We start from the raw sequence: 25,072 nt of genomic DNA, 5'->3' as shown, positions 1-25,072 counted from the left end.
GACGCACACCGAGCGCCCCGGACGCCCCGGCACGCCCCCCGACAGGACGTCCTACAAGGCGGCGTAGCCGCGTTCGCGCAGGGACTGGCCGTACTGCTGGAGGACCCAGAGTTCGTTCTGTACGGCGGCGAGGTGTTCGGGGTCGGCGCGGGGGCCGAGGCGCTGGAGGGTGCCGCGGATTTCGGTCACGCGCTGATTGACGGCGGCGAGGCGGACGGCGACCAACTGGACGCCGGCGTAGGCCTCGTCGGGGTCGCGGCGGGTGTGCAGCGGTTCGACGGTGAGCTCGGTGACCATGGCGCGGACGGTGTCGTCGGGGGCGGCCTCCCGCACCCGGGGGACGTACGCGCTGTCGGCGGCGCCGGCCGCGGCGCCGCCGGCGGCCTCGATGCACTCGCGGACCACGGCGTAAGGCGGGGCGGTGAACTCGTCGGCGCCGTAGGCGTCGAAGGCCGGGGAGACCAGGTCGGGGCGCTGCAGCGCGAGCTTGAGCAGCTCGCGCTCGACGCGGTGGGCGGGGCTGCGGAGGTTGAGCGCCGGGCCACGCGGACCGGGCGCGGGGCGGGCCTGCTCGGCGGCCGGGGGCTGGCCGCGGCGCTGCTGACGGCCCTGGTCGGGGCCGCCTTCGCGGCCGCGCTCACGGGCCCAGCGGGCGAGCTGGCTGACGCGCTTGACCACGAACTGGGTGTCCAGGATGCCGAGCATGCCGGCGAGCTGGACGGCGGACTCGTGCTGGATGGAGCTGTTCTTGATGTTCGCGACGATGGGGGCGGCCTCGTCGAGGGCGGCGGCGCGGCCGACGGTGGTGTCGAGGTTGTGCCGGGAGACGACATGGCGCAGCGCGAACTCGAAGAGCGGGGTGCGCGCCTCGACGAGGTCGGCGACGGCCGCATCGCCCTTGGCGAGCCGCAGGTCGCAGGGGTCCATCCCGCCGGGGGTGATGGCGATGGAGGTCTCGGCGGCGAACTTCTGGTCGTCCTCGAAGGCGCGCAGGGCGGCCTTCTGGCCCGCGGCGTCACCGTCGAAGGTGAAGACGACCTCGGAGCCGGCGTTGTCCATCAGGAGGCGGCGGAGGATCTTGATGTGGCCCTCGCCGAAGGACGTGCCGCAGGTGGCGATGGCGGTGGTGACACCGGCCAGATGGCAGGCCATGACGTCGGTGTAGCCCTCGACGACGACCGCGCGGTTGGTCTTGGCGATCTCCTTCTTGGAGAGGTCGATGCCGTAGAGGACCTGGGACTTGCGGTAGAGAGGGGTCTCGGGGGTGTTGAGGTACTTGGGGCCGTTGTCGTCGTCGCGGAGCTTGCGGGCGCCGAAGCCGACGACCTCGCCGGCGATATCGCGGATCGGCCACATCAGGCGGCCGCGGAAGCGGTCGATGGGGCCGCGGCGGCCCTCCTGGGAGAGGCCGGAGAGCACCAGCTCCTGGTCGCTGAAGCGGCGGCCGCGCAGGAAGCGGGTGAGGTGGTCCCAGCCGGCCGGGCTGTAGCCGACGCCGAAGTGCTGGGCGGCGGCCTGGTCGAAGCCGCGCTCGGCGAGGAACTTGCGGGCGATCTCGGCCTCGGGGCCGTCCAGCTGCTCGACGTAGAACTGGGCGGCGGCCTTGTGGGCCTCCACCAGGCGGGTGCGCTCGCCCTGCTGGCGGCCGGGGGTGTAGCCGCCTTCCTCGTAGCGCAGGGTGATACCGGCCTGGGAGGCCAGCCGCTCGATGGTCTCGGCGAAGGAGAGGTGGTCGAGCTTCATGATGAAGTCGACGGTGTCGCCGCCCTCCTGGCAGCCGAAGCAGTGGTAGAGCCCCTTGGCCGGGCTGACGTGGAAGGACGGGGACTTCTCGTCGTGGAAGGGGCACAGGCCCTTCAGGTTGCCGCCGCCGGCGTTGCGGAGCTGGAGGTATTCGGACACGACGGCGTCGATCGGGACCGCGTCCCGCACCGCCTTCACATCGTCATCGTTGATCCTGCCTGCCACGCGTGAATTCTACGGCCGGGGTCGGACACTCCTGGCCCGGAGGCGTCGGGAGGGGCGTCGGCGGGTGGCCGGGAGGCTGCCGCGGGTGGCCGGGATGCTTCCGTGGGTAGCCCGGATGCGTCTGCGGGTGGCCGGGAGGCTTCCGCTCACCCCAGTAGTTCCAGGAACCGTTCGACGCTCACGTTGCCGCCCGAGATGATCACGCCGACGCGGGGCGGGCGGGGGGACCGGCCGGGCCGTCCCGGCCGTTCAGGCGCCGGGGGAAGGTCGATGCGCCCGGCGAGCAGGGCGGCCAGGGCGGTGGCGCCGCTGGGCTCGGTGACGATCTTGAGGCGTTCGAAGGCCAGCTTCATGGCCGCGCGGATCTCGTCGTCGCTGACCAGGGCGACCGAGTCGAGCAGCCACCGGTTGACGGAGAAGGTCAGCTCGCCGGGGGTTTCGACGGCCTGGCCGTCGGCGATGGTGCGCGGGACGGGCACGGTGACGCGGTGGCCGGCGGCCAGTGAGCGCCGGGTGTCGTCGCCGGCCTCCGGCTCCACGCCGATCATCCGGATGCCGGGGACCAGGGCGGTCGCGGCGGTGGCGGCGCCGGCCATCAGGCCGCCCCCGCCGACCGGGACGAGCAGGGCGTCGAGCGGGCCGGTCTCCTCGATCAGTTCCAGGGCGGTGGTGCCCTGGCCCGCGATGATGTGCGGATGCTCGTACGGCGGGATCAGGACGAGGTCGCGCTCTTCGGCGATCTTGCGGCCGAGGGCGATGCGGTCCTCGGTGTACCGGTCGTAGGTGACGATCTCGGCGCCGTATCCGGCGGTGGCGTCCTGTTTGGACCTCGGGGAGTCCTCGGGCATCACGATGACGGCGTGGCTGCCCAGCTCCCGGGCGGCGAGGGCGACGGCCTGCGCGTGGTTGCCGGAGGAGTAGGCGGCGACCCCGCGGGCCAGTTGCTGCGGGGAGAGCCGGGAGAGGGCGTTGTAGGCGCCGCGGAACTTGAAGGCGCCGGCCCGCTGGAAGTTCTCGCACTTGAGGTGGACCTCGGCGCCGGTCAGCGCGTCCAGGGTGCGGGAGCGCAGGACCGGTGTGCGGTGGGCCACGCCGGCCAGCCGCCGGGCGGCGTCCCGGACGTCGTCGAAGGTGACGGCCGGGACGCCGGAGCTGCTGGGACTGCCGGAGCTGCCGTGGTCAGAGCCCGGGCCGGAGCCAGGGGCAGCGCCGGAGCCCGAGCCGGGACCCGAGCCCGGGTCAGGGACAGCGCCGGAGCCGGTGAAACCGTGGTGGTTCTGCGTCATACGCGCACGCTACGGGAGCAGCGAGGCCAGCGGAACCTCCGGATCGGCCAGCGCCTCGGGCCGCAACCGCGCCCCGCCGCGGATCAGTTGCTGGATGGTTTCGGCGACGTCCCAGACGTTGACGTTCATCCCCGCGAGCAGCCGGCCGTCCGCGCCGAGCCAGAAGGCGATGAACTCCCGCTTGGCGACGTCGCCGCGGCAGACGACCTGCTCGTAGGAGCCGGGCGGGGCGTAGCCGGAGTACTCCATGCCGATGTCGTACTGGTCGGAGAAGAAGTACGGGATGCGGTCGTAGCTGATGTCCTGGCCGAGCATGGCGCGCGCGGCGGCCGGGCCGCCGTTGAGGGCGTTGGCCCAGTGTTCGACCCGCAACCGGGTGTCCAGCAGGGGGTGATCGGCGGCGGCGACGTCCCCGGCGGCGTAGATGAACGGGTCGGAGGTGCGCAGCGCCGCGTCGACGGCCACCCCGCCGCCGGCCTCCGGGTCGGCGAGGTCCAGCCCGGCCTGTTCGGCGAGCGCGGTGCGCGGGGCGGCGCCGATCGCGGCGAGCACGTCGTGGGCGGGATGCTCCTCGCCGTCGTCGGTGCGCACCGCGAGCACCACGCCGTCCTGCCCGACGATCTCGGTGAAGCGGGCGCCGAAGTGGAAGCGGACGCCGTGTTCGCGGTGCAGATCGGTGAACAGGCCGCCGAGTTCGGGGCCCAGGATGCCGTGCAGCGGGGTCGGGGCGGCCTCGACGATGGTCACCTCGGCGCCGTAGGAACGGGCCGCGGCGGCGACCTCCAGGCCGATCCAGCCGGCCCCGGCGATGACCAGATGGCCGTTGTCCCGGCCGAGGGAGGCAAGGACGCCGCGCAGCCGTTCGGCGTGGGCGAGGCGGCGCAGGTGGTGCACGCCGGCCAGGCCGGTGCCGGGGATGTCCAGGCGGCGGGGTTCGGCGCCGGTGGCCAGCAGCAGCTTGTCGTAGGCGATCAGGGTGCCGTCGCCGAGGCGAACCGTTTTGGACCCGGGGTCTAGGCGGATGGCGGGCTGGCCCAGGTGCAGCTCGATGTGGGCCTGGGCGTACCAGGCGGGCTCGTGGACGAACACGCTGTCGCGCTCTTCCTTGCCGAGCAGGAACCCCTTGGAGAGCGGGGGGCGCTCGTACGGGTGGTCGCGCTCGTCACAGATGAGGATCACCCGGCCGGTGAATCCCTCCGCGCGGAGAGTCTCCGCGGCCTTTGCGCCGGCCAGGCCACCCCCGACGATGACGAACGTCTGGTGTGCGTCGACCACTTGTTTTCCTCCTCGTTGCGGTGCCGTACGTCCGCGTCCGCGTCCGTAAACGCCCCCCTGTGTGCCCCCGGTCGCTCTCCCTCTTGATGTGCTGGGTGCCGCCGGGGTTCCGTTCGCCGTGGGTCAGGGTTCTCTGTTCACTGTTGTCAGGGTGCTCCGTTCGAAAGCGGTCGGGTTCGAGCGTCCCGCACGGAGCGTGAGGGGGGAAGAGCATGCGGGGCATGAGGGGCTTCCCCCTAGGGTCACCCTCGGTTGCCCGGCGCGTGACCAGGGTGACGGGTGAGGCGGGCGTGCAGGGAGCGGGCCGAGGTGTCGGTCAGGGCCGCGATCTGGTCGATGACGGCGCGCATCCGTGCGGTGTCGTCGGAGGCCGCGTCGAACAGTGAACGGAACTGCGGATCAAGGCCGTCGGGGGCCCGGGCGAGCAGCACCTCGGCCAGTTCGGCGATGACGATGCGCTGCTCGGCACGGAGCGCTTCCTGGTCGGGGCGCTGCATGACGTACCGGTCGGCGACGGCTTTCAAAACGGCGCATTCCCACCGCGTTTCGGCCGGAACCACCAGTTCGGCCCCGTAACGGGTGAGCCGCCCTGTCCCCCACCTGGCCCGGGTCGCGGCCTCGGCGGCGAGGCAGAAGCGGCCGATCAGCTGACTGGTGGCGTCCTTGAGACGGGCCTGGGCCAGCGCGGAGCCGTCGTAGCCGTGCGGCCACCACTCCTGCTCCAGCAGCCGGTCCAGCGCCGCGGCCAGCTCCGCGGATCCGGCGCCGGGCGCATAGCGCTCACCGGCGACCGCGAAGATCTCGGTGCGTTCGGCGTCCGCGAGCAGGAGGTTGGGGTCGAGGTGCCCGGCGTGCAGACCGTCCTCGACGTCGTGCACCGAGTAGGCCACATCGTCGGACCAGTCCATGACCTGCGCCTCGAAGCTCTGCGCACCGGCGGGTGTGTCCCTCCGGAACCACTCGAAGACCGGCAGGTCGTCCTCGTAGACGCCGAATTTCGGGGACGCGGGGTCGGTGGGGTGGGCGCCGCGCGGCCAGGGGTACTTGGTGGCCGCGTCGAGGGCGGCGCGGCTGAGGTTCAGCCCGACGCTGACCGTCGAGCCGTCCGCGGCGGGCACGAACCGCTTGGGCTCCAGACGGGCCAGCAGCCGCAGCGACTGGGCGTTGCCCTCGAAACCGCCGCAGGGCGCGGCGACTTCGTTGAGCGTCTGCTCGCCGTTGTGCCCGAAGGGCGGGTGGCCGAGATCGTGCGCCAGGCAGGCGGTCTCGACGAGGTCGGGATCGCAGCCGAGGGCGGCGCCGAGCTCCCGGCCGACCTGGGCGCACTCCAGGGAGTGGGTCAGCCGGGTGCGCGGGCTGGCGTCCCAGGCGGGGGTGTGGGCGCCGGGGGTGACGACCTGGGTCTTGCCGGCCAGCCGGCGCAGCGCGGCGGAGTGCAGCACCCGGGCGCGGTCGCGCTGGAAGGCGGTGCGTCCCGGCCGCTTGTCGGGCTCGGAAACCCAGCGCTCGGTATCGGCCGCGGTGTAGCCGGGGAGGTTCGGTGAGGTGCCCGTCGGGGTGCCGGTCATACAGCGACGGTAGCCGCCTTGCTGCTCTCCGGGCCGGATCCGGTACGCGCGAGGAGCGCCTGGTCGTAGCGGTGCAGGACGAGACGGGCCAGTGCGGGGTGGTCGCCCAGGGGTGCGGAGGCGGCCTGGGGGGCGGCGGCCGCGCACTGGGTGGCGAAGCGTCCGGGGGCGGTGAAGCAGGAGGCGACGGCGATCCGGTCGTGGCCGCGGGCGGTCAGCTCAGCGACCGCGTCGGGGACGGTGGGGGCAATCTCAGGGGGGCGACGCGAAGCGTCTCGGGCTGGGGCGGTGGCGGGCGACGGGAGGGCCGAGGCATAGGCGGGAAGTACGGGGGTGCCGCCGAGGCGGGCCGAGAGCAGCCGGGCGGTGCGCTCGGTGTCCTGGGCGGACCGCGGGGCACGGGAGCCGGCGGCGGCCAGGACCACGGCGCCGCGCGGGCAGCGGCGTTCGGGGAATCCGGCCTCCAGGAGGCGGCCGTGCAGCGCCTCGGCGAGGAGGGTGTGCGGCCCCAGGGGCGCGGCGACCCGGCCGGTCAGGTGGGGTGCGGCGGTCAGCGCGGCGGGCAGGTCGTGGGTGACGTGGTGGCCCCGGCCGAAGAGCAGCGGGACGAGGACGGCCACGCCGTCCAGCTCGTCGAGGGTATCGGCGAGCAGCGGACGGTTCAGCTCGATGTGCCCGAGCCGTACGGGCAGCCCGGGGCGCAGCGCACGGACCCGGTCGAGCAGTGCCCGGACGGTGGGCAGGGCGCGCGGGTCGCGGCTGCCGTGCGCCACGGCGACGAGGGTGGGGGGCGGCGGCGCCGGGCGGTGGAAGCCGTGCAGCCGGACCCGGCCGAGGCGGGTGCCGAGCTGTGCACTGATCTCGGCGGCGAGGTCTCCCGCGCCGAGGGGGCCGGGGAACGCGGAGGGCGGGTGCGGTATCGGCGCCGTCATGCCGTGAGCGTGGCAGGCGCGCGTTGCGGTGCCGTTTCCCCGCGGCGAAATCCGTGTTCCCTCCGGCTGCCGACGGCCCTCGCCCTGGTGCGAGGACGGGCGGCAGGCCCACTCTCAGGTCCCCGCCGCCCGTCTGCGACCTGCTACGCCCCGTGCGCGTCGACCTCGCGCAGATACGCCGCGCGGTCCGCCTCGTCGAGGAAGGAGGCCCGGAAGGAGTTGCGGGCGAGGGTGCGCAGCGTCTCGGCGTCGAGGCCGAGGGCGTCGCGTACGGCGGTGAAGTTGTCGCCCGCGTAGCCGCCGAAGTAGGCCGGGTCGTCGGAGTTGACGGTCACCAGCAGCCCGGCGTCCAGCATCGCGGGCAGCGGGTGGTCGGCGAGGTCGTCGATGACCCGCAGCCGGACGTTGGACAGCGGGCAGACGGTGAGCGGCACCTGCTCGGCCGCCAGGCGGGCCACCAGCCGCTCGTCCTCCAGGGAGCGCACCCCGTGGTCGATCCGGTCCACGCCGAGGACGTCCAGGGCCTCCCACACATAGGCCGGGGGCCCCTCCTCCCCCGCGTGCGCCACGCACTTGAGTCCGGCCTCCCGGGCCAGCGCGAAGACCTCCTTGAACTTCGACGGCGGGTGCCCCACCTCGGCGGAGTCCAGGCCGACGGCGGTGAGCTTGTCGAAGAAGGGGCGGGCCGCCTCGAAGGTCGCCAGGGCGGATTCGGCGCTCTCGTCGCGCAGGAAGCACATGATCAGGCGGGTGCTGATGCCGTAGGTCTCCTGGGCGCTGTCGAGCGCGCGGGCCAGGCCGTTGATGACGGTCGCGATCGGGACGCCGCGCGCGGTGTGCGCCTGCGGGTCGAAGAAGATCTCGGCGTGCCGTACGCCCTGTTCCCGGGCGCGGGCGAGATAGGCGTGGGCGAGGTCGGCGAAGTCGTCCTCGGTGCGCAGCACGGCCATCAGCGCGTAGTAGAGGTTCAGGAACGACTGCAGATCGTCGAAGGAGTAGGCGCGGCGGAGCTCGTCCTCGGTGGCGTACGGCAGGGCGACGCCGTTGCGCTCGGCGAGCGCGAAGGCCAGCTCGGGCTCCAGGGTGCCCTCGATGTGCAGATGCAGCTCGGCCTTGGGCAGCGGCGCGGGGGCGGTTGCGGCGGAGGGGGAGGACGGGGAGGACGGGGAGGAAGCCACGCGGGTCACACCTGTTCTGCGATTCGTCTGCGGTTCGGAAGTGTTCTGCGGTTCCGAAGTGTTCTGCGGTTCGGGAAGTCGTAGTGGTAGGGGAGAGGTTGCGGTCAGCGGTTACAAGGTCCCGGCCGGTGACCGGAAGAGGCCCGTCCGGCGAGGAGTCGCCAGGTTATCCGGGCCGGTGACCGGTGCCGCGGCGGCGCCCTGGCTGCCCGCGCGCCGGTTGCGTCCGGACGGCGACCCCCGGCGCCGAAGGCCGCCGAGCCGTCAGCCGGCCGCCGCTCTCGACGCCGGCCAGTCGCCGCCCTCGATGGGGGTGCCGGTGGCGCGCAGCCGGGCGGCGAGGCGGTCGGCGGCCAGGTAGACCCAGGCCCGTACGGTCCTGCCGTCCGCGCACACGGCATCGGTGCGCACCCGCTCGTACAGGTTCGCCGGGTCGCCGGGGGCGTAGTCCTCCAGCCGGTCCAGGGTGGCGCGCACCTCGTCGTAGTCGGTGTCGCGGGGCAGGACGAGGTCGCCGTGGACCACCGCGCCGGCGGGTCCGGCCGTCGCGTACGGGTATCCGGGGCCGTCGTAGAGCAGCGCGCCACCGATGTGGGCCGGTTCCTCGGCCGTGGTCCGGCCGCGCAGGGCCCAGGCGTGGTTGGCCTCGCCGGGGCGCAGCGTTCCGTAGACGAAGAACGGCAGCCGCTCGGGCTCGGTGGTCATGGCGGTGCTTCCTCTCCGGGCCGGGGTGCTCCCTGCTCCCTGCTCCCTGCTCCCTGCTCCCTGCTCCCTGCTCCCTCTGCCACGATGCCAGGCCGCCGGCGCAACCAACACGGCGCGGCAGGCGTCGCAGCCTGCGAGATCGATCACGACGGGCGTGGTCGGAAACCGGCGTGGTCGGAAACCGGCGTGGTCGGAGACCGGCGTGATCGGAGACGGGGGCACGGATGCGGGGGCAGGAAGCAGGGCCGGTGCGGCGCGCAGGGCGGCGCCCATGGCGACGCGTACGGCAGCGCGCAGAGAGCGGAATACGCCGGGTACGCCGGATACGCCTGCCGCGGACCCGGCGTGGCCGGCGCCGCGCCTATCAGGCCGTCGTCGCCCTGACCGTGCTGGCGCTGGCGCCCGCGACCTGGATGAACGCATCGGCGGGCCCCCGGGTGCGCAGTGTCGCGGACGCGCCCGCCGCGCCCGTCGCCATCGTCTTCGGCGCGGGGCTGTGGAACGGCGCGCCGTCGCCGTACCTCGCCCACCGGCTGGACGCGGCCGCCGCGCTGTACGACCGGGGCACGGTCCGCGCGGTCCTGGTCACCGGCGACAACAGCCGGGACGACTACGACGAGCCGGATGCGATGCGCGCCTATCTGCTGCGGCACGGCGTCCCGGCCCGCAAGATCGTCAGCGACTACGCGGGCTTCGACACCTGGGATTCCTGCAGCCGTGCGCACCGGGTCTTCGGCGTCGACCGGGCGGTGCTGGTCAGCCAGGGCTTCCACATCCGGCGCGCGCTGGCGCTGTGTACGGCGGCCGGGGTCGACTCGTACGGCGTCGGGGTGGCCGCGAAGCACGATGTGACCTGGGCGTACGGCGGTGTCCGGGAGATCTTCGCGGCCGGTAAGGCGGCGGCGGACGCACTGCTGCGGCCCGATCCGCACTTCCTCGGGCCGCACGAGAAGGGGGTGGCGGAGGCGCTGCGTCAGCCCCTCCGCCACCCCGGACCACACACCTAGACCACGATCACGTAGTCCACGGTCAGATAGACCACGATCACGCCTGCGACGCCCGGGCGTAGAGGCTGAGGACCTTCTCGCCGAAGTACGGGCTGTAGGAGATGCGGTCGCTGTCCGGGCCCGTGGGGCCGCCGCCGTTGAGGCCGCCGATCACGCCGATGACCCGGCCGGTCCCGCTGTCCTCGTCGAAGTCGGCCAGCCAGGGGCTGCCGGAGGTGCCGCCGTAGAACCCGCCGCAGTCCATCCGCAGTTCATGGGTGCCGGACAGCCGGCTGGTGCGGGTGGCGCAGCGTACGGCCCTGTCCTGGGGGTCGTTACGGACGTTCGGGTAGCCGACGACGGTGACGTCATTGGTGTAACCGGGCGTCGGGGAGAGGGTGTTGCCGCCGGTGGCGTCCTCGACGGGCTGCCCGTCCTCGTCGGGGGCGACGGTGGCGAAGGCGAAGTCGAGGTCCGCCCCGGCGCCGGTGGTGCCACGGCCCGGGTAGGCGAAGGTGTCCTCGATCGCCCACACCCCGTACGGCTGCCTGTCCGCGCCGGAACGATACTGCGGGACAAAAGCCGCCTTGGTGCCCGGATTGCAGTGCCCGGCGGTGAGGATCAGATTGCGGTGCGGGCTGTGCACCACGCTGGCGGTGCAGTGGTGCGCGCGGGAGTCCCCGTCCACGGAGAACAGCACGCCGACGGACGGCACGCCGTCGAAGTGCCGCGCGGTGGCGGCCGACTTGGCGGCGGGGGCGGCCTTGGTGGCGGGCGCCGACCGGGCGTGGGCGGCCCGGTCCGAGGTGCCGCGCCCGGGGTCGGCCGGTGCGGCGGCCGCCATCCGGTCCGGCGTCCAATAGGCGGCGGCGTCCCGGCTGGACCAGGTGGCACCGGGGCGGGGGCTGGGGCTCGACCCGTCGCCGTGCGCCGCCGGGTGCGGGGCGTCCTGGGCGGCATGGCCCACAGAGGTGAGGGTCAGGCACGCCGCCACGCCGGCCACCGCGGTCCCGGCCGCGATCCAGCGCCGCCGGACCGGCCGCTTCTGCGCGTGCCGCGTCGTCGCACCGCGCCCAGTGGTGTTGCGTTCCACGTCAGCTCGTCTCCTTCGCGACCCAGGACAGATAGCCGGCGCCACCGTGGGTGACCGGTGTGGCGATGATCTCGGGGGTGTCGTAGTCGTGCGCCCGCAGGAGGTAGGCCTCCAGGGCTTCGTAGCGCGCCTGGGCCGTCTTGAACAGCACCTGCCATTCCTGGCCGGTCTCGATCGCGTCGTCCCAGCGGTACACCGAGGTCACCGGCGCACTGATCTGCGCACAGGCGGCGACTCGCTGCTCGATCGCGCCGCGGGCCAGGTCCGCGGCCTTGGCCTCGCTGTCGACGGTCGTCATGACGGTCAGGAACCGGGCGTCCGGCTGCGGGGCGGATCCGGGTGGTCGGGTCGCTTCGGTCGGGTCGGTCGGGTCGGCCACAGGTGCATCCTTCGCGGTGGGGGTCGGGAGGATCGGGACAGACGGGACGGCAGCCCCGCGCCGCCGCCGAGCCGGCTCGCCCGACGGCCACGGAACCGCTCCGCATCGTACGGACCGAGATGATCATCCCGGAAGGGACCGGCCCGCCCGGAAGCGGTATGCACCCGGACGCCGCCCCCTCCGCGGCGGGCTCCCCCGACGGTTTCCGGGCGGCTCCCGAAGGTTTCCTGGCTGCTCCCGACCATTTCCGGGCGGCTCCCGGCCCGTGGGCACGCTCCCCCGGTTGCGTCCCGGGGCGCACCGGCAACGATGGAAAGGAAGCTCCGCCGCGTCCGCACGCGAAAGGCCGGCCTCATGGACGATCTCGATGCACTCGCCCGTCACCTGCTCGACGAGGCCAGGACCTCCGCGCACGGTCGCAGCGCACACCTCTTCCTGCACGACGGCCCGCTGCGGCAGGCCGTGATCGCCCTGACCGCGGGCACCGAGCTGGACGAGCACAACACTCCCCCGGCAGCGAGCCTGCACGTCCTGTACGGGCGGGTCCGGCTGACCGGCCCCGGCGGCGGTCCGGAGCTGAAGGCCGGTCAGGTCGCCATGCTCCCGCGCGAACGGCACGGGCTGCTGGCACTGGAGAACGCGGCCGTGGTGCTGACGGCCGTCACGGGAGTGCCGCTGAGCGAGCGCCGCACGGCGGCCGCGGCGGGGGCCCCGGGATAGGGCCGCGGCGACCCGGGATGAGGGCGCGGCGACCTCGGGGTAGGGCGCGGCGGCCTCGGGGTGGGGGCGCGGCGACCCCGGGGTGGGGCGCGGTGGCCACCCGGGGCATGCGGTGGCGGATGGCGAAACCATGCCGGCCCCTGGTCGCGGGACCGCGCCGGCACCCGGTGCCGTGACCGCGTCGGCGCCCGGTGCCGGGCTCAGGCCGCCAGCCACTGGTCGTAGGCCAGCTTGCACAGCAGGGCGACGACGACCACCACCAGGACGCCCCGTACGAAGCCGGCGCCGCGCTTGAGGGCCATCCGGGCACCCACCATGCCGCCGACGAGGTTGAACAACGCCATCAGTGCGCCGAGTTGCCACAGCACGGTGCCCTGGATCGCGAACATCGTCAGCGCGCCGACATTGGTGCAGACATTGACGACCTTGGCGGTGGCCGACGAGCCGACCAGGTCCATGTGCAGGATCGCGGTGAGCGCGACGACGAGGAACGCGCCGGTCCCGGGCCCGATCAGGCCGTCGTAGAAGCCGATGCCCAGGCCGGCGACGAGGACGGCCGCCACGACGCGTCGGCGCGAGACCGGCCCCGAGGGCGCGGGCGCGGTCCCGAAGGCCGGGCGGAAGAGGACGAAGGCGAGCACCCCCAGCAGCACGGCCATGATCAGCGGGCGCAGCACCTCGCTGTGGATACCCGCCGCGAAGAACGCCCCGGCCAGCGAACCGGCCATCGCGGCGAGCCCGATCCGCAGCGCGTTGCGCACATCGATCGGGGTCTTGCGGACGTAGGTGACCGCGGCCGCGGTGGTGCCCACGATGGCGGTGGACTTGTTGGTCCCGAGAACGTACGCGGTGGGCGTGTGCGGCAGACCGACCAGCAGTGCGGGGAGCAGCAGCAGTCCGCCGCCGCCCACCACGGCGTCGATCCAGCCCGCCGCGAGGGCGGCCAGACAGAGCAGGGTCACGGTGAACAGCGATATGTCAGGAGGCACCGGGTGATCTTATGGACCGCGTCCTGCCCCGGGCTGTGACTTCCCGCCCGGGAGCCGCGTCGGGAGCCCCGGCGGTAGCCGCGCCCGGAACCGGCTCGCATGGCGAACCACCCGGACGCTCCGGACTCCTGAGAGCCCTTGCCTACCGAGTCGCCGGCTGGTGGAGCCAGGGCGCGCTGGTGGCCCAGAAGATGGCGTCGGCCCCCAGGGTGTTCGTACCGAAATCGGCGAACTCTTGCCGGGTGTACGGCTTCTTCGTCTCCGGGTTCTTGTACTGGAAGTCGGGTTCCTGTACGGCCATGGCAACGATCGGGAGCTGCCCTCGGTATTTCTTGAAGAACGGGTACGAGTTCTCCATCTGCGCCGGGCGGTTCGGCAGGATGTCAGGTCCGCCGAGGCCGATTCCGTGCGACTTGGCGAACTCGAAGGTGCGCTTCATGTAGTTGCGGCTGTTGTTCCATTCACCCGGCCAGAAGTTTACGTACTGGATGAACGGCGTCTTGGTGAAGACCTTCTTGCCGTAGGCCATGTTGGCGAGTTCTGCCTTGAAGTAGGAATCGTCGCTGTATCCAGTGCGATCCTTCTTGGTGTCCACCTCGGTAGCGGTTTCCGGAAGGTTCACCCCGGCCAGGCGACCGTCGAACCGCTGCGCCAGCGCCTTCAGCAGTTGCTGGAAACGGCCGCGCACCTGCGGGTTCCATTGGGCTGCGACCGCTCCGGGCTCACCGGCCCCAAGGCCGTTCTCGTTCGATGTCACAGCCGCACCACCCCGGTACTCCGGATCGCTCAACAGGTAGTCCGGGAGCCTGGTGGGCGCCGTGAAGAACCGGTCCTGGATCTGGAGGAAAAGCTTCTTGTGGCGTGACTGCAAGTCACCCAGCACGCGGTCGATCTCCGAGAAGTCGTACTGGTTCTTCTTCCGCTCGATCATCTTCCACGGCACCACCAACTGCACGCCGGCTATGTCGGGGCGATCGATCAGGGGTTTCACCTGTGCATCGAAATCCCCCATGGATGAGTACAGGTAGTTCTTCGTCTCCTTGTTGCCGGATGCCGATGCAGACGCCTTGTCGGACAGCGGAGCGGGAGCCCCGGAGGCCGTCCAGGCTGCACCCGCCAGGGTTACCGTCACGAGCACTCCGACACCGACAGCAATGCGCTTGGTCACCATGAAGCCGATCGTGCCGTGCAGTCATAAGAGGGATATAAGAACGGCGCGGGACAGCCCTTAGGCCCCCATGCAGGGCACTCACGGATGCTGATACTGATACCGATGGCGAGAGGGATGACGACGGCGAGGGGGCTGCGACCATGGGAAACATCTTCGCGATCGGTGGGGAACTGTCTGTCCGGCGGCTGGGGTTCGGGACCGGCGGGCTCGCCGGCCCCGGCTACTGGGGGCCGCGGCACGACGATCCGCAGCGCTCCGTCGCCCTGCTGCGCCGGGCCGTCGAGCGCGGGGTCACACTGATCGACACCGCCGACAACTACGGCCCGGACGTGGCCGAGGAGCTGGTGGCGCGCGCCCTGCATCCGTATCCGGACGGTCTGGTGATCGCGACCAAGGGCGGCGTGGTCCGTACCGGCCCGGACCTCTGGCACATCGCCGGACGCCCCGACGACCTGCGCGCCATGTGCGAGGCGAGCCTGCGGCGGCTGCGCACCGACACACTCGACCTCTACCAGCTGCACCGGCTGGACCCGCAGGTGCCGATGGCCGACCAGTTGGGCACGCTGACCGAGCTCCAACAGGCGGGAAAGATCCGGCACATCGGCCTGGACTCCGTCAGCGCGGCAGAGCTGACACAGGCCCAGCAGCTCGCCCCGATCGCCTCGGTGCAGAACCGCTACAACCTGCTGGACCGCGCCGCGGAAGACGTCCTGGAGCTGTGCGAGAAGCGGGGCACGGCGTTCCTGCCGTGGTCCCCGCTGGGCAACGGCGCGCTGGTCGAGGACGCGGGCACGGCGCTCGCCACGGTCGCCGCGGTCGCCGCCCGGCACGGCGCGACCCCCGGCCAGATCGCCTTGGCCTGGCTGCTGCACCGCTCCCCCGTCCTGCTCCCCACCCCCGGTACGGGCTCACCGGCCCACCTCGACGAGAACCTGGCGGCGGCCGGTATCGCCCTCACGGACGGGGATATGGCCCAGTTGGACGCCTTGGCATAGCCACGCGCCAAAGACTCCCGGCGTAGCCACGTCGCAAAGACGCCTGGCGTAGCCACGCCGCAAAGACGCCGGGGCGGGAGGAGGCGGCGCCTACGGTCCTCATCGCTCCACCCCGACCAGTTCCACGGCGCCACCGCGGTCCGGGAGGCTGTACCCGGCCGGTGCCCGGTCGGGGGCGGGCGGAGCGGCCGGAGTGACCGACCGGGACACCAGGGTGGCGGTGAGCGCGCTCGCCCCCAGCAGACAGGCGGCGAGCCGGCGGCGGGCCCGGACGGTGACGGTCGGGACGGTGTGCGGTTTGCGGTGTCGTGCCATGGGGGCGGTCTCCTTACGAGGGGGCGAACGGGGACTGCGGGATGAGAAGGGGCGGGCGGGGCGAGCAGGGACGGTGGGACGAGCAGGGACGGTGCGACGAACAGGGACGGTGGGACGAGCGGCGGCTGCTGGGCGAGCGCGGCGTGGTGCAACGGGCGGGGCGCCTGACGGCCCTCGGAAGGCGGGCCGCCCCACCGCCCTCAGAAGGTGAAATCCTCGGAGTGGATGCGGCCGGCCGGCACCCCGGCCCGTTCCAGGGCGGCGGCCGCGGCACTGGACATACCGGGCGGGCCGCACAGATAGACGTCGTGTTCCACCAGGTCAGGGACGAGGTTGCGCAGGGCCCGGGGCGCCAGCGGGTCGAAGGGGCCGTCGGACGGGCCGAGGAGGTAGTGCAGCGCCGCGCCCCTGGCGGCGGCGATCCCCTCCAACTCCTCGCGCAGCACCAACTGGGCGGCGTTGCCCGCCCGGTAGAGGAGAGTGAGGTCACCCGGGCCGCCCGGCAGGGTCTCGAAGAGCGCGCGCATCGGGGTGATCCCGACACCGCCGGCGAGCAGCAGCACCTTGCGCCGGGTCCGCAGGTGTGCGGTCAGCGCGCCGAACGGGCCGGTGGCCAGCACCCGTACGCCCGGCCGCAGCCGGCGAATCCGGCGGGTGTGGTCGCCGCACGCCTTCACGGTGATCCGGAGGGTGTCATCGCGCACCGGCGCGGACAGCGAGAAGGGCAGGGCCGTCCGCCACAACCGCCGGCTCAGGAACCGCCAGCGGAAGAACTGCCCCGGCTCGGCCCGCAGCGCGTCCAGGCCCACGCCCCGCATGACGACCGAGACCACATCCGGCCCCTCGGTGCGCACCTCGGTGACCCGCAGGCCGTGCCGCAGCGCCTGGCGTACCGGTACGACCAGGCGGTACCAGACCAGCAGGGTGCCGACCGTGGTGTGCAGCAGGGTCCACAGCCAGACGGCGACCGGGCCACCGGCCAGATCCGGGCCGGACAGCTGATGGGCGAAGGCGAGGGCGGCGCTCACGTAGGTCAGCAGATGGACGGCGCGCCACGTCTCATGACGCAGCCGCCTGCGAGCCGTACGGGCCGAGGTGACGCCGACGCCGGCAAGCAGCACGGTACCGACGGCGGCCGCGGCCAGGCCCGGATAGCCCATCAGGCCGACGGCGGCGTCAAGGACGTCGGTACCGGTGTGGGCGGCGTAGCCGCACAGCGCGAAGACGGTGTGGGCGAGGCACAGGGTCAGGACGTGGCGGCCGCCGAGTGCGTGCCAGCGGGCCAGCCGGTCGGCGCCGACGCCGTGTTCGACGGCCGGGACCCGGGCCATCAGCAGCAGCAGCACCAGGATTCCGTAGCCCGCGAGCAGCCCGCTGAGGTGGGCCAGGGTGGCGAACAGCGCATCGAGCCGCACCGAGGGCTCGGCCTGCACCAGCCACAGGCCGACGACCAGCACCGCACCGCCGGCCAGCACCCGCCGCAGCGCCGCCGGGGTCAGGCGCAGCGGCGGCGCGGGCACCGGTGCCAGGCGCTGCGCCCTGCGCTGCGCCCTCCGCTGTGCCCTGCCCGGCGCCCTGCGCGGCGCGCGGACCGGCCGGGGCGGCAGATGCCGGGGGGCGAGTCGCGAGTACAGCGGGTGGGTGGGCGGTGGGTCGGCGGGGCCCGGAGTCGGGGCACCAGGACCGGGCGCGCCGCCCGGTGCGCACCCGTCGCTGAGGTCGGCCTGGATCGTCACGGCGTCGAAAATACGGCTGCCCGGACTCCGGAAAGAGCAGGTCAAGCCCCTTTCCACGGATCCTTAAGGCAGCCTTGAGGGTCGGCTGACCGGGGTTTAAGAACCGCGGCTTCCGGAGCCCGCTCCCTGCTGGGCGCGTACGTCATCCCGAACGCCTCCCGGCACAAGCCGCGGGTCTGTTCAGTCCTCGCCACCGAGCGCGGCCAGCCGAGCGCCGCGGCTCTCCGCGACGCGGCGCACCTCGGCGAGGGATTCGCTCAACTCGGCCGTCAGCAGGTGCAGTTCACCGGAGGTCCAGGCCCGTCCCGCGAGGACGCGCCGTGCCTCCGTGAGGAGTTCGGCGGCCAGCGCCATCTGCGCCGCCTCCATGGCGTCGGCGACACGGGACACATACCCCGTCCCGTCACTGACGAGAAAGCACGGCTTGCCCTCCGGGCCGGTCCACGGCAGGAGGCGCGCGATGGCGTCGGTCATGTTGTCCACTCCGTAACTACGGGCTTGCGCATGGCGGTGACTCGACCACCCGGCCGGATACCGGGTGTAGTCAAATGGTCACCGTGACAACGCAACAGGCAATAGAATGGGGGCGCTTGAACCGGCCTCGCTCAAGTCAGCGACCTGCCGCGATGCCGGTATGCACGCACAGGACGAGAGGTCACCGCGTTGGACGAGACGACGCCGCCCGAGCACTTGAATCCGCTGGAGCGATTCGGCCGTGACATCAGACAGGTCCGGCTGGCCCGCAAGCTCACCCAGAAACAGCTGGGCAAGGCCACGGGCTACTCCGAGGGATACGTCAGCAAGGTCGAGTCCGGCACGCTGCTCCCCAGACCCAGTCAGAAGTTCGCCAAGGGGTGCGATTTCACCTTCGGGACGGGAGATTTGTTCTCGGGGATGTTAGAGAGGATCGACGACGGGGAGCACCCGAGTTGGTTCGTGCCGTATCTCAATCTGGAGCGTAAGGCTTCGCGGATTCTGACCTATCAGACCAACCTCGTGGCAGGCATGGTCCAGACAGAGGGCTATGCACGGTCCGTCTTCCGCGTATCCAACCCTCATGCGAGTGCGGAGGCGATCGAGGACAAGGTCGCCGCGCGACTACGACGGCGCGAGGTGTTCGAGCGGGACGCTCCGCCGCGCCTGTGGGTCATCCTTCATGAGGCATGCCTGCGAACCATGGTCGGTGGCGCCGAGGTCATGACCGGACAGCTCGACTACCTGCTGACGGTGGGCACCTCACCACGTGTCGAGCTCCAGGTCATGCCCTTCTCCGCGGGTATCCCGGCCACATCCACGATGCCCTTCATCGTGTTGCGCTTTCCGACTTCCCGCACGGTGTTGTACACGGAGACCCGGGCAGGAGCCCGGATGCATGACTCCGAACAAGCAGTCGATGCGGCCCTGGACGACTATGATTTGCTCAGGGCGAATGCGTTGTCCCCGGATGAGTCATTGCCCCTGATCAAGTCTCTGCTGAAGGAGTACCGAGCATGAGCCCCGACTTGGATCTCGCTGTCGCCACGTGGGTCAAGTCGTCCTACAGCGAGGGCAACGGCGGGGACTGCGTCGAGTTCTCCCGCGATTTCACGTGGACCAAGTCGTCCTACAGCGACGCCAACGGCGGGGAATGCATCGAATTCTCCCGCGCCCTCACCGAGACCCACGGCCTCGTCCCCGTCCGTGACTCCAAGAACCCGGACGGTCCGGCGCTCGTCTTCCCCGCCGGCGGCTGGTCGTCGTTCGTCACCGCGGTCAAGGGCGGTGAGTTCGCCGGCTGAGTCCCGGCAGCACCTCTGCAGGACGACGGCCCCCGCTGCCCGGCGGGGGCCGTCGTCCTGTCGGCATGTGACCGGGGGCGGTACGCGCCGCTGACGCGCGCTGCGCCATACGGGCTAAACCGGTCGCCAACCGTAGCGCGGTGTCCCGCCGTTCCCTTCAATCGGTGCTACTGACGGTGGGGTGCCCATCCCCTGTCGGGGGACCATGAACAGCTGCCGGTGTGATGTGGCTTCGTCGTGTTCTTGAGGGCACCCCTGACAGGTGAGCGCGCTCGGGCGGTTCCCTGCCCTCCGGCGTGCAGCAGCTCCCCGCCTCCTTCACGGAGCCTTCGAAAGGGGCTGTCCACCATGGCACTCGCTCTCACTCTCACTCCGTCCTCGGTCACGACGGGCCAGACCTTCCAAGCCGCTGTCAGCGGTGCCGTAGCGGGAGAGCTGATCACCTTCACGTACGGCGTGGCAACCCCGCAGACCGCGGTCGCCGACCTCTCCGGCAATGCCAGCGTCACGTTCACAGGGACCACGACGGGCGTGGTGACGGCCGCCGGTGCCACCAGTGGAGCCGCCACCGCAACCGTGACCGTCACGGCGGCGGTCAACTGTGCGGTCACGCTGACCTCCACACCCGCCAACCCGACCACCGGACAGCCGGTCACCTTCACCGCCACCGTCACCTGCGACGGCACACCCGTCGAGGGCGCGACCGTCGTCTTCGCCACGGCCAGCGGGTCGCTGGGCGTCGGCGTCACGACCGCCTTGGGGCAGGCCACCCTCACCACCAGCCTGCTGCCGCTCGGGCTCAACGTCGTCACGGCCACCGTGATCGCCGCCACCACCACCTGCGTCTGCATCGGCATCAGCGCATCGGTCAACGTCACCGTCGCCGCGCCGTCGAACTGTGCGGTCACGCTGACCTCCACACCCGCCAACCCGACCACCGGACAGCCGGTCACCTTCACCGCCACCGTCACCTGCAACGGCACCCCCGTCGAAGGCGCGACCGTGGCCTTCGCCACGGCCAGCGGGTCGCTGGGCGTCGGCGTCACGACCGCCTTGGGGCAGGCCACCCTCACCACCAGCCTGCTGCCGCTCGGGCTCAACGTCGTCACGGCCACCGTGGCCGCCGCCACCACCACCTGCGTCTGCATCGGCATCAGCGCATCGGTCAACGTCACCGTCGCCGCGCCGTCGAACTGCGTGGTCACGCTGACCTCGACGCCCGCCAACCCGGCGGCCGGACAGCCGGTGACCCTGACCGCCAGCGTCACCTGCAACGGGGCTCCGGTGGAGGGAGCGACCGTACTCTTCGCCACGACCAGCGGCTCCCTGGGAGTCGGCGTCACGACGGCCGCCGGCCAAGCAACCCTCACCACCAGCCTGCTACCGGTCGGCGTCAACGTCATCACGGCCACCGTGACCGCGGCCACCACCACCTGCACCTGCATCGGCATCGCCGCCACGGCCAGCGTCACCGTCAGCGCGCCGCCGAACTGCGTGGTCACACTGACCTCCACGCCGCCCAATCCGACCGCGGGCCAGCCCGTGACCCTCACCGCCTCCGTCACCTGCGGGGGCGCACCCGTCTCCGGCGCAACCGTGCTCTTCGCCACCACCAGCGGCTCCCTGGGCGTCGGCGTCACGACCGCCGCGGGCCAAGCCACCCTCACCACCAGCGGGCTGCCCGCCGGGGCCAACGTCGTCACCGCCACCGTGATCGCGGGCACCACCACCTGCACCTGCATCGGCATCGCCGCCACGGCGACCGTGAACGTCACCGCGCCGCCGAACTGCGTGGTCACACTGACCTCCACGCCCGCCAACCCGACCGCGGGCCAGCCCGTGACCCTCACCGCCACCGTCACCTGCGGCGGCGCACCCGTCTCCGGCGCAACCGTGCTCTTCGCCACCACCAGCGGCTCCCTGGGCGTCGGCGTCACCACGGCCGGCGGCCAAGCAACCCTCACCACCAGCGGGCTGCCCGCCGGGGCCAACGTCGTCACCGCCACCGTGATCGCGGGCACCACCACCTGCACCTGCATCGGCATCGCCGCCACGGCGACCGTGAACGTCGGAGCCGCGCAGAGCTGCACCGTCACCCTGACCTCCAGCCCCGCAAGCCCGACCGCAGGCCAGCCGGTGACCCTCACCGCCACCGTCACCTGCGGGGGCGCACCCGTGGTCGGGGCGTCCGTGCTGTTCAGCACCACCAGCGGCTCGCTCGGCGTCGGCGTCACCAACGCCTCCGGCCAGGCCACCGTCACCACCAGCACACTGCCCACCGGGGCCACCGTCGTCACCGCCACCGTGCTGGCCGGCACCACCACCTGCACCTGCGTCGGCGTTGCCACGACGGCGACCGTGAACGTCGGAGCCGCGCAGAGCTGCGCCGTCACCCTGACCTCCAGCCCCGCAAGCCCGACCGCGGGCCAGCCGGTGACCCTCACCGCCACCGTCACCTGCGGGGGCGCACCCGTGGCCGGGGCGTCCGTGCTGTTCAGCACCACCAGCGGCTCGCTCGGCGTCGGCGTCGGCGTCACCAACGCCTCCGGCCAGGCCACCGTCACCACCAGCACACTGCCCACCGGGGCCACCGTCGTCACCGCCACCGTGCTGGCCGGCACCACCACCTGCACCTGCGTCGGCGTTGCCACGACGGCGACCGTGAACGTCGGAGCCGCGCAGAGCTGCGCCGTCACGGTGACGTCCAGCCCGGCCCGCCCGGCCGTCGGCCAGCCGGTGACCCTCACGGCGACCGTCACCTGCGGCGGCGTCCCGGTCCCGGGCGCGACCGTGCTGTTCAGCGCCACCAGCGGCCCGCTCGGCGTCGGCCTCACCAACGCCTCCGGCCAGGCCACCGTCACCACCAGCACACTGCCCACCGGGGCCAACGTCGTCACCGCCACCGTGCTCACCGCCACCGGCAGCACCTGCAACTGCGCCGGGTCCTCCGGGACCGGAACCGTGGCCGTGGGCGGGGCGGCGGCGCTCACCGCGCACCCTGCCTGCTACACGCTCAATGTCCCCCCGCTGCCCTGGGCCTTCGCCACTGCCACGTTCAGCGCGAGTGGCGCGACTCCGGGCGCGACGGTCACCTTCCACCTGGGCGGCCCCGCCGGCCCCGTGGCGTGCACCGCCGTGGCCAACGCGAGCGGCAACGCCACCTGCACGGCCACCCTCAACGTCGGGCAGGTGCTGCTCTCCAGCTACACCGCGACCAGCGGCAGCGCCTCCTCGTCCAACACCCTGTCCGTCTGCACCATCTGACACCCGGCCCCGGCCCTGGCCCGGCTCACCTACCGCGGCCGGAACGCTGTATCGCGACTCACCTGAACCGGCATGACCGGCAAGGGAGTTGATGAGCGACCCGGCAAAAACGGCCGTCCCCCGTAGTGCAAGTACGGGGGACGGCCGCTGGATCCCAAGGATAGGCCCCGCGGCACGGCGGTACGCCGGCCGGCCGAGGGGCCGCCGACCCGCATGGCAAGACGTCACAGAACGAACAGAAGGAGCGGAACATGGGCTGCAATTGCGGCGGCGGTGCCCGCCCGACCGTCATCATCTACCAGCTGAACCTGCCCGACGGCACCGTGCGCCAGTACTACACCTGGCAGGAGGCCGACGCGGCCAACCAGCGCGCGGGCGGCATCGGCACCATCCTCGTCCTCAATCAGTAGCGACCGGCCGGCTGCCTTCACGGTGACGGGGTAGATCTCATGAGCCTTGTGGCATTTCTCCTTTCCCTCGGCGCGACGTGCCGCATCACCAGATTCCTGACGAAGGACTCGCTCGCGGCGGGTTTCCGCTCCTGGGTGGCCGGCCGCTTCGGCGACGATTCCAAACCCGCCTATCTGGTCAGCTGCAGCTGGTGTTCCAGCATCTGGGTGGCTTCCGCCATGGCCCCGCTCGCCCACTGGGCCGGAGGAACCACCGGATTCCAGATCACCGCGACGGCGCTGTCCCTCTCCTATCTCGCCGGGCTGGCTTCCCGGTGGCTCGATTGAGCCGGGAAGGGAGAGGGCGGGCGCCGCCCAGCATCCGCCCCTGGGAGGTCCGGCCGCGGTCACGGCGTCGTCTTCCGCCCGTTCGGCCGACCGGCCGGCGGTCAGCGGTCGGTGAGGTCGACGACACGTGAGCAGTGCGGGTCGCCGGCGTCGGTGGTGGTGAGCCACTCTTCGTCGAGCAGCGACGGCAGGGACGCCAGCAGCGCGGTGAGGGCGCCACCGGGGCGGACATCGGCGGCGGTCATCCCGGGAAGGGCCTCCTCGTCGGCATCGAGGTAGAGGCGGAGGCGATCCGGGGCCAGGAACACGAAGCCGCACAGGCGCGCCCGAGGCCTTTCCTCGGTGGAGGAGGAGGTCAGGCAGCGCAGGAGCGTGAGCGTCCAGTCGTCGTTGCTGAAGGGAGCCGGCTCCACGGTCGTGGGGTCCACGGTGAACAGGGGCATTCCCATGACGGAGCTGACACGGTCGCCGGGATAGATGTGGGTACCCGTGTGGACGGTGCGCAGGAGGGCGGCGACGTCGTGGGGTGTGCGCAGCTCATCGTCCACGCGTAGAGGGATCTCGTAGGCGGTGAGCCGGTCGGTGGCGTACTCGCCCTTGTCGCCGAGGACCACGCGCACGGCGTCCGTCGTGGGAGGCGCCGGGAGGACGCCCCGTACGTGTTGGTCCTCGATGAGAGGCGCGTAAACATGATGGAGCAGCAGGTCCGTGATGTCGGCCTGCTGCTCCACGATCTCTTCGTACTCGTCTGTCACTGATTTATCCCATTCGGGCACTTCTGCATGCCCTTGCAGTAGGCGGTGATCACGCCGATCTTTTTACCCGGCCCGGACGTGGGGGCAGCAAAAACGCCCCGGCCCCGGCCGTCGTCGGACAGCCGCAGGACCGGGGCGTCAGCAATTCCCTACGGAACCTTCACCTTGACGACAGGCGTCGTGGCATCGCCGATTTCGATGCGGCTGTCCGGAGTGGTGCAGTGCGTCGAGCCCTGGAAGCTGCCCGACCAGTCCACCTTCTTGCCACCCACCTCAGGCGTACAGAAGGTCGACTTCGTGCCGTCCGTCTTGACCGACTGCGTCTCACTCGACATCGCGGCCGTCGAAGGAGATCCGCCGGTGGAATACATCAACTGGCCCTTGCCATGGACCTTGATGGTCCGGTGGTCACATGGCATGCGCGAGCAGCCGGTCCGCCTCGCCGGTGCGCTGGTAGCGGACACTGCTGCCGTCCCGCAGCCGGGTGAGCAGGCCCGCCCGGTACAGACGGGTGAGGTGGTACGAGACCGTGGACGGGCTGAGGTGGTGCACCGCGGCGAGGCGGGTGGTGGTGGACGGCCGGTCCAGGCTGGACAGCAGCATCAGCCGTGTATGGCCGAGAACTTCGCTCAGTACCTCGCCCGCTCGCTGTGGAGTCCGGGTCCTGCCGCTGCCGGCCGTCCGCAGGGCCGGATAGACAAGGCAGAGGCGGTAGCCCGCACGGTGGTCCAGCGCCATGAAACACCGGGTGGCCAAAGTGGACGGGACGAGGACGATCTCCCGGTCGTACGCGGAGTTCAGCTCGGTGTCGTTGGCGACGCACAGGATGCCGTCGCGGTACGAGACCGAGGGGTGGAGCGAGGCGAGGCAATGGGCCAGCCCCCGCTTGGCGATGACGCCCGCGCGACAGAGGATGTCCTCCCCTGCCTGTTCCTCAATCGCCGGCCAGTGGGGCTCCAGACAGAGCCGGAAGAACCGCTCGGTCTCTTCCACGAACTGCTGGGTGAGTCTGTCGTCCCCTCGCACCGCTGCCTCCTGGAGGGCCACCAGCGCCCGGGCACGGGGCCGGGCCGTGGTGGACGACGACAGGGAGAGGGCCAGGCACCTGACCTTCGCCTCGTCCTGCCGCTTCCACAGCCGCGGGTCACGGGCCGTCCGGGCCCATGGCGGCTCTCCCGGCATGGTGTGCGGCGCGAACCACCTGTGCTGAATCGCCGTCACGGTCTCCATCATGGGTGATAC

At 72.0% G+C, this 25,072-nt stretch carries 25 protein-coding genes; 8 read left to right on the top strand and 17 right to left on the bottom strand.

All coding sequences use genetic code 11. The features are described 5' to 3' along the window. Nucleotides 1-51: 51 nt before the first annotated feature. The 7 genes from dnaG to D9V36_RS30185 form a co-directional block, all read right to left on the bottom strand. Nucleotides 52-1,968 carry a DNA primase gene (dnaG, locus tag D9V36_RS30215; protein WP_129296538.1) on the bottom strand — a complete coding sequence of 639 codons (1,917 nt, stop codon included), beginning with the start codon at nucleotides 1,966-1,968 and terminating at the stop codon, nucleotides 52-54. 146 nt (nucleotides 1,969-2,114) lie between these two features. Beyond that, entirely contained in the window at nucleotides 2,115-3,254 is a 1,140-nt protein-coding gene (locus D9V36_RS30210) for a pyridoxal-phosphate dependent enzyme (protein WP_129296537.1), read from the bottom strand. Nucleotides 3,255-3,263: 9 nt separating this feature from the next. Next, complete coding sequence (locus tag D9V36_RS30205; protein ID WP_129296536.1) at nucleotides 3,264-4,529, bottom strand: NAD(P)/FAD-dependent oxidoreductase; 1,266 nt, start codon at nucleotides 4,527-4,529, stop codon at nucleotides 3,264-3,266. Between the two features lie 242 nt (nucleotides 4,530-4,771). Then, the gene (locus D9V36_RS30200; protein ID WP_129296535.1) at nucleotides 4,772-6,097 is read right to left on the bottom strand and encodes a deoxyguanosinetriphosphate triphosphohydrolase; all 1,326 of its coding nucleotides are present in this window, start codon (nucleotides 6,095-6,097) and stop codon (nucleotides 4,772-4,774) included. Continuing rightward, nucleotides 6,094-7,029, bottom strand: coding sequence for a sirohydrochlorin chelatase (locus tag D9V36_RS30195; protein WP_129296534.1), 936 nt, complete (start codon nucleotides 7,027-7,029; stop codon nucleotides 6,094-6,096). Before D9V36_RS30195 ends, D9V36_RS30200 begins: the two co-directional genes overlap by 4 nt. 143 nt (nucleotides 7,030-7,172) lie before the next feature. Further along, complete coding sequence (locus tag D9V36_RS30190) at nucleotides 7,173-8,207, bottom strand: adenosine deaminase (RefSeq protein ID WP_241721105.1); 1,035 nt, start codon at nucleotides 8,205-8,207, stop codon at nucleotides 7,173-7,175. A 264-nt stretch (nucleotides 8,208-8,471) separates the two neighbouring features. Further along, nucleotides 8,472-8,912 carry a gamma-glutamylcyclotransferase family protein gene (locus tag D9V36_RS30185; RefSeq protein ID WP_129296533.1) on the bottom strand — a complete coding sequence of 147 codons (441 nt, stop codon included), beginning with the start codon at nucleotides 8,910-8,912 and terminating at the stop codon, nucleotides 8,472-8,474. A gap of 224 nt (nucleotides 8,913-9,136) precedes the next feature. On the opposite strand from D9V36_RS30185, the gene D9V36_RS30180 reads away from it, so the two are divergent. Beyond that, complete coding sequence (locus tag D9V36_RS30180) at nucleotides 9,137-9,919, top strand: SanA/YdcF family protein (protein WP_431357708.1); 783 nt, start codon at nucleotides 9,137-9,139, stop codon at nucleotides 9,917-9,919. A 37-nt stretch (nucleotides 9,920-9,956) separates the two neighbouring features. On the opposite strand, the gene D9V36_RS30175 is transcribed toward D9V36_RS30180, so the two are convergent. Both D9V36_RS30175 and cutA read right to left on the bottom strand, forming a co-directional pair. Further along, a complete protein-coding gene (locus tag D9V36_RS30175; protein WP_129296532.1) occupies nucleotides 9,957-10,991 on the bottom strand; it encodes a trypsin-like serine peptidase in 1,035 nt (344 codons plus the stop codon). 1 nt (nucleotide 10,992) lies between these two features. Beyond that, nucleotides 10,993-11,289 (bottom strand): divalent-cation tolerance protein CutA, encoded by a 297-nt coding sequence (cutA, locus tag D9V36_RS30170; protein ID WP_129298787.1) that lies wholly within the window; start codon nucleotides 11,287-11,289, stop codon nucleotides 10,993-10,995. Between the two features lie 435 nt (nucleotides 11,290-11,724). On the opposite strand from cutA, the gene D9V36_RS30165 reads away from it, so the two are divergent. Continuing rightward, on the top strand, nucleotides 11,725-12,090 hold the full coding sequence (locus tag D9V36_RS30165; RefSeq protein ID WP_129296531.1) for a cupin: 366 nt from the start codon (nucleotides 11,725-11,727) through the stop codon (nucleotides 12,088-12,090). Between the two features lie 200 nt (nucleotides 12,091-12,290). Here the strand turns inward: D9V36_RS30165 and D9V36_RS30160 are convergent, their stop codons facing one another. Together D9V36_RS30160 and D9V36_RS30155 are read right to left on the bottom strand one after the other, a co-directional pair. Further along, nucleotides 12,291-13,079 (bottom strand): sulfite exporter TauE/SafE family protein, encoded by a 789-nt coding sequence (locus tag D9V36_RS30160; RefSeq protein WP_129296530.1) that lies wholly within the window; start codon nucleotides 13,077-13,079, stop codon nucleotides 12,291-12,293. A 142-nt stretch (nucleotides 13,080-13,221) separates the two neighbouring features. Then, nucleotides 13,222-14,250, bottom strand: a complete 1,029-nt coding sequence (locus tag D9V36_RS30155) for a hypothetical protein (protein ID WP_241721104.1) — start codon at nucleotides 14,248-14,250, stop codon at nucleotides 13,222-13,224. A 140-nt stretch (nucleotides 14,251-14,390) separates the two neighbouring features. Between D9V36_RS30155 and D9V36_RS30150 the strand changes: the two genes are divergently transcribed. Further along, entirely contained in the window at nucleotides 14,391-15,245 is an 855-nt protein-coding gene (locus D9V36_RS30150) for an aldo/keto reductase (RefSeq protein WP_129296529.1), read from the top strand. Nucleotides 15,246-15,344: 99 nt separating this feature from the next. On the opposite strand, the gene D9V36_RS30145 is transcribed toward D9V36_RS30150, so the two are convergent. The 3 genes from D9V36_RS30145 to D9V36_RS30135 all read right to left on the bottom strand — a co-directional run bounded on the left by D9V36_RS30145 (nucleotide 15,345) and on the right by D9V36_RS30135 (nucleotide 17,770). Continuing rightward, on the bottom strand, nucleotides 15,345-15,560 hold the full coding sequence (locus D9V36_RS30145) for a hypothetical protein (RefSeq protein WP_129296528.1): 216 nt from the start codon (nucleotides 15,558-15,560) through the stop codon (nucleotides 15,345-15,347). A 200-nt stretch (nucleotides 15,561-15,760) separates the two neighbouring features. Continuing rightward, complete coding sequence (locus D9V36_RS30140; protein ID WP_129298785.1) at nucleotides 15,761-17,035, bottom strand: ferredoxin reductase family protein; 1,275 nt, start codon at nucleotides 17,033-17,035, stop codon at nucleotides 15,761-15,763. Nucleotides 17,036-17,476: 441 nt separating this feature from the next. After that, complete coding sequence (locus D9V36_RS30135) at nucleotides 17,477-17,770, bottom strand: hypothetical protein (protein WP_129296527.1); 294 nt, start codon at nucleotides 17,768-17,770, stop codon at nucleotides 17,477-17,479. A 189-nt stretch (nucleotides 17,771-17,959) separates the two neighbouring features. Between D9V36_RS30135 and D9V36_RS30130 the strand changes: the two genes are divergently transcribed. From D9V36_RS30130 to D9V36_RS30115, 5 genes are all read left to right on the top strand, one after another. Further along, the gene (locus D9V36_RS30130; RefSeq protein ID WP_129296526.1) at nucleotides 17,960-18,790 is read left to right on the top strand and encodes a helix-turn-helix domain-containing protein; all 831 of its coding nucleotides are present in this window, start codon (nucleotides 17,960-17,962) and stop codon (nucleotides 18,788-18,790) included. After that, nucleotides 18,787-19,074 carry a DUF397 domain-containing protein gene (locus tag D9V36_RS30125; RefSeq protein ID WP_129296525.1) on the top strand — a complete coding sequence of 96 codons (288 nt, stop codon included), beginning with the start codon at nucleotides 18,787-18,789 and terminating at the stop codon, nucleotides 19,072-19,074. Before D9V36_RS30130 ends, D9V36_RS30125 begins: the two co-directional genes overlap by 4 nt. Before the next feature lie 348 nt (nucleotides 19,075-19,422). Continuing rightward, complete coding sequence (locus tag D9V36_RS30120; protein ID WP_129296524.1) at nucleotides 19,423-22,338, top strand: beta strand repeat-containing protein; 2,916 nt, start codon at nucleotides 19,423-19,425, stop codon at nucleotides 22,336-22,338. Between the two features lie 251 nt (nucleotides 22,339-22,589). Beyond that, on the top strand, nucleotides 22,590-22,748 hold the full coding sequence (locus tag D9V36_RS41155) for a DUF7196 family protein (protein WP_164993062.1): 159 nt from the start codon (nucleotides 22,590-22,592) through the stop codon (nucleotides 22,746-22,748). A gap of 39 nt (nucleotides 22,749-22,787) precedes the next feature. Then, nucleotides 22,788-23,075 carry a hypothetical protein gene (locus D9V36_RS30115; RefSeq protein ID WP_129296523.1) on the top strand — a complete coding sequence of 96 codons (288 nt, stop codon included), beginning with the start codon at nucleotides 22,788-22,790 and terminating at the stop codon, nucleotides 23,073-23,075. Nucleotides 23,076-23,176: 101 nt separating this feature from the next. Here D9V36_RS30115 and D9V36_RS41525 read toward each other — a convergent pair whose 3' ends face one another. The 3 genes from D9V36_RS41525 to D9V36_RS30100 form a co-directional block, all read right to left on the bottom strand. Beyond that, on the bottom strand, nucleotides 23,177-23,830 hold the full coding sequence (locus tag D9V36_RS41525; RefSeq protein WP_206739750.1) for a hypothetical protein: 654 nt from the start codon (nucleotides 23,828-23,830) through the stop codon (nucleotides 23,177-23,179). A 149-nt stretch (nucleotides 23,831-23,979) separates the two neighbouring features. After that, nucleotides 23,980-24,249, bottom strand: a complete 270-nt coding sequence (locus D9V36_RS30105; RefSeq protein WP_129296522.1) for a hypothetical protein — start codon at nucleotides 24,247-24,249, stop codon at nucleotides 23,980-23,982. Then, nucleotides 24,239-25,051 (bottom strand): ArsR/SmtB family transcription factor, encoded by an 813-nt coding sequence (locus tag D9V36_RS30100; RefSeq protein WP_164993061.1) that lies wholly within the window; start codon nucleotides 25,049-25,051, stop codon nucleotides 24,239-24,241. Before D9V36_RS30100 ends, D9V36_RS30105 begins: the two co-directional genes overlap by 11 nt. Nucleotides 25,052-25,072: the final 21 nt, after the last annotated feature.

The organism is Streptomyces lydicus, assembly GCF_004125265.1.
GTDB classification, from domain to species: domain Bacteria; phylum Actinomycetota; class Actinomycetes; order Streptomycetales; family Streptomycetaceae; genus Streptomyces; species Streptomyces lydicus_C.
Note: the sequence above shows the minus strand (reverse complement) of the source record. Positions and strands in the feature narration are given on the sequence as shown.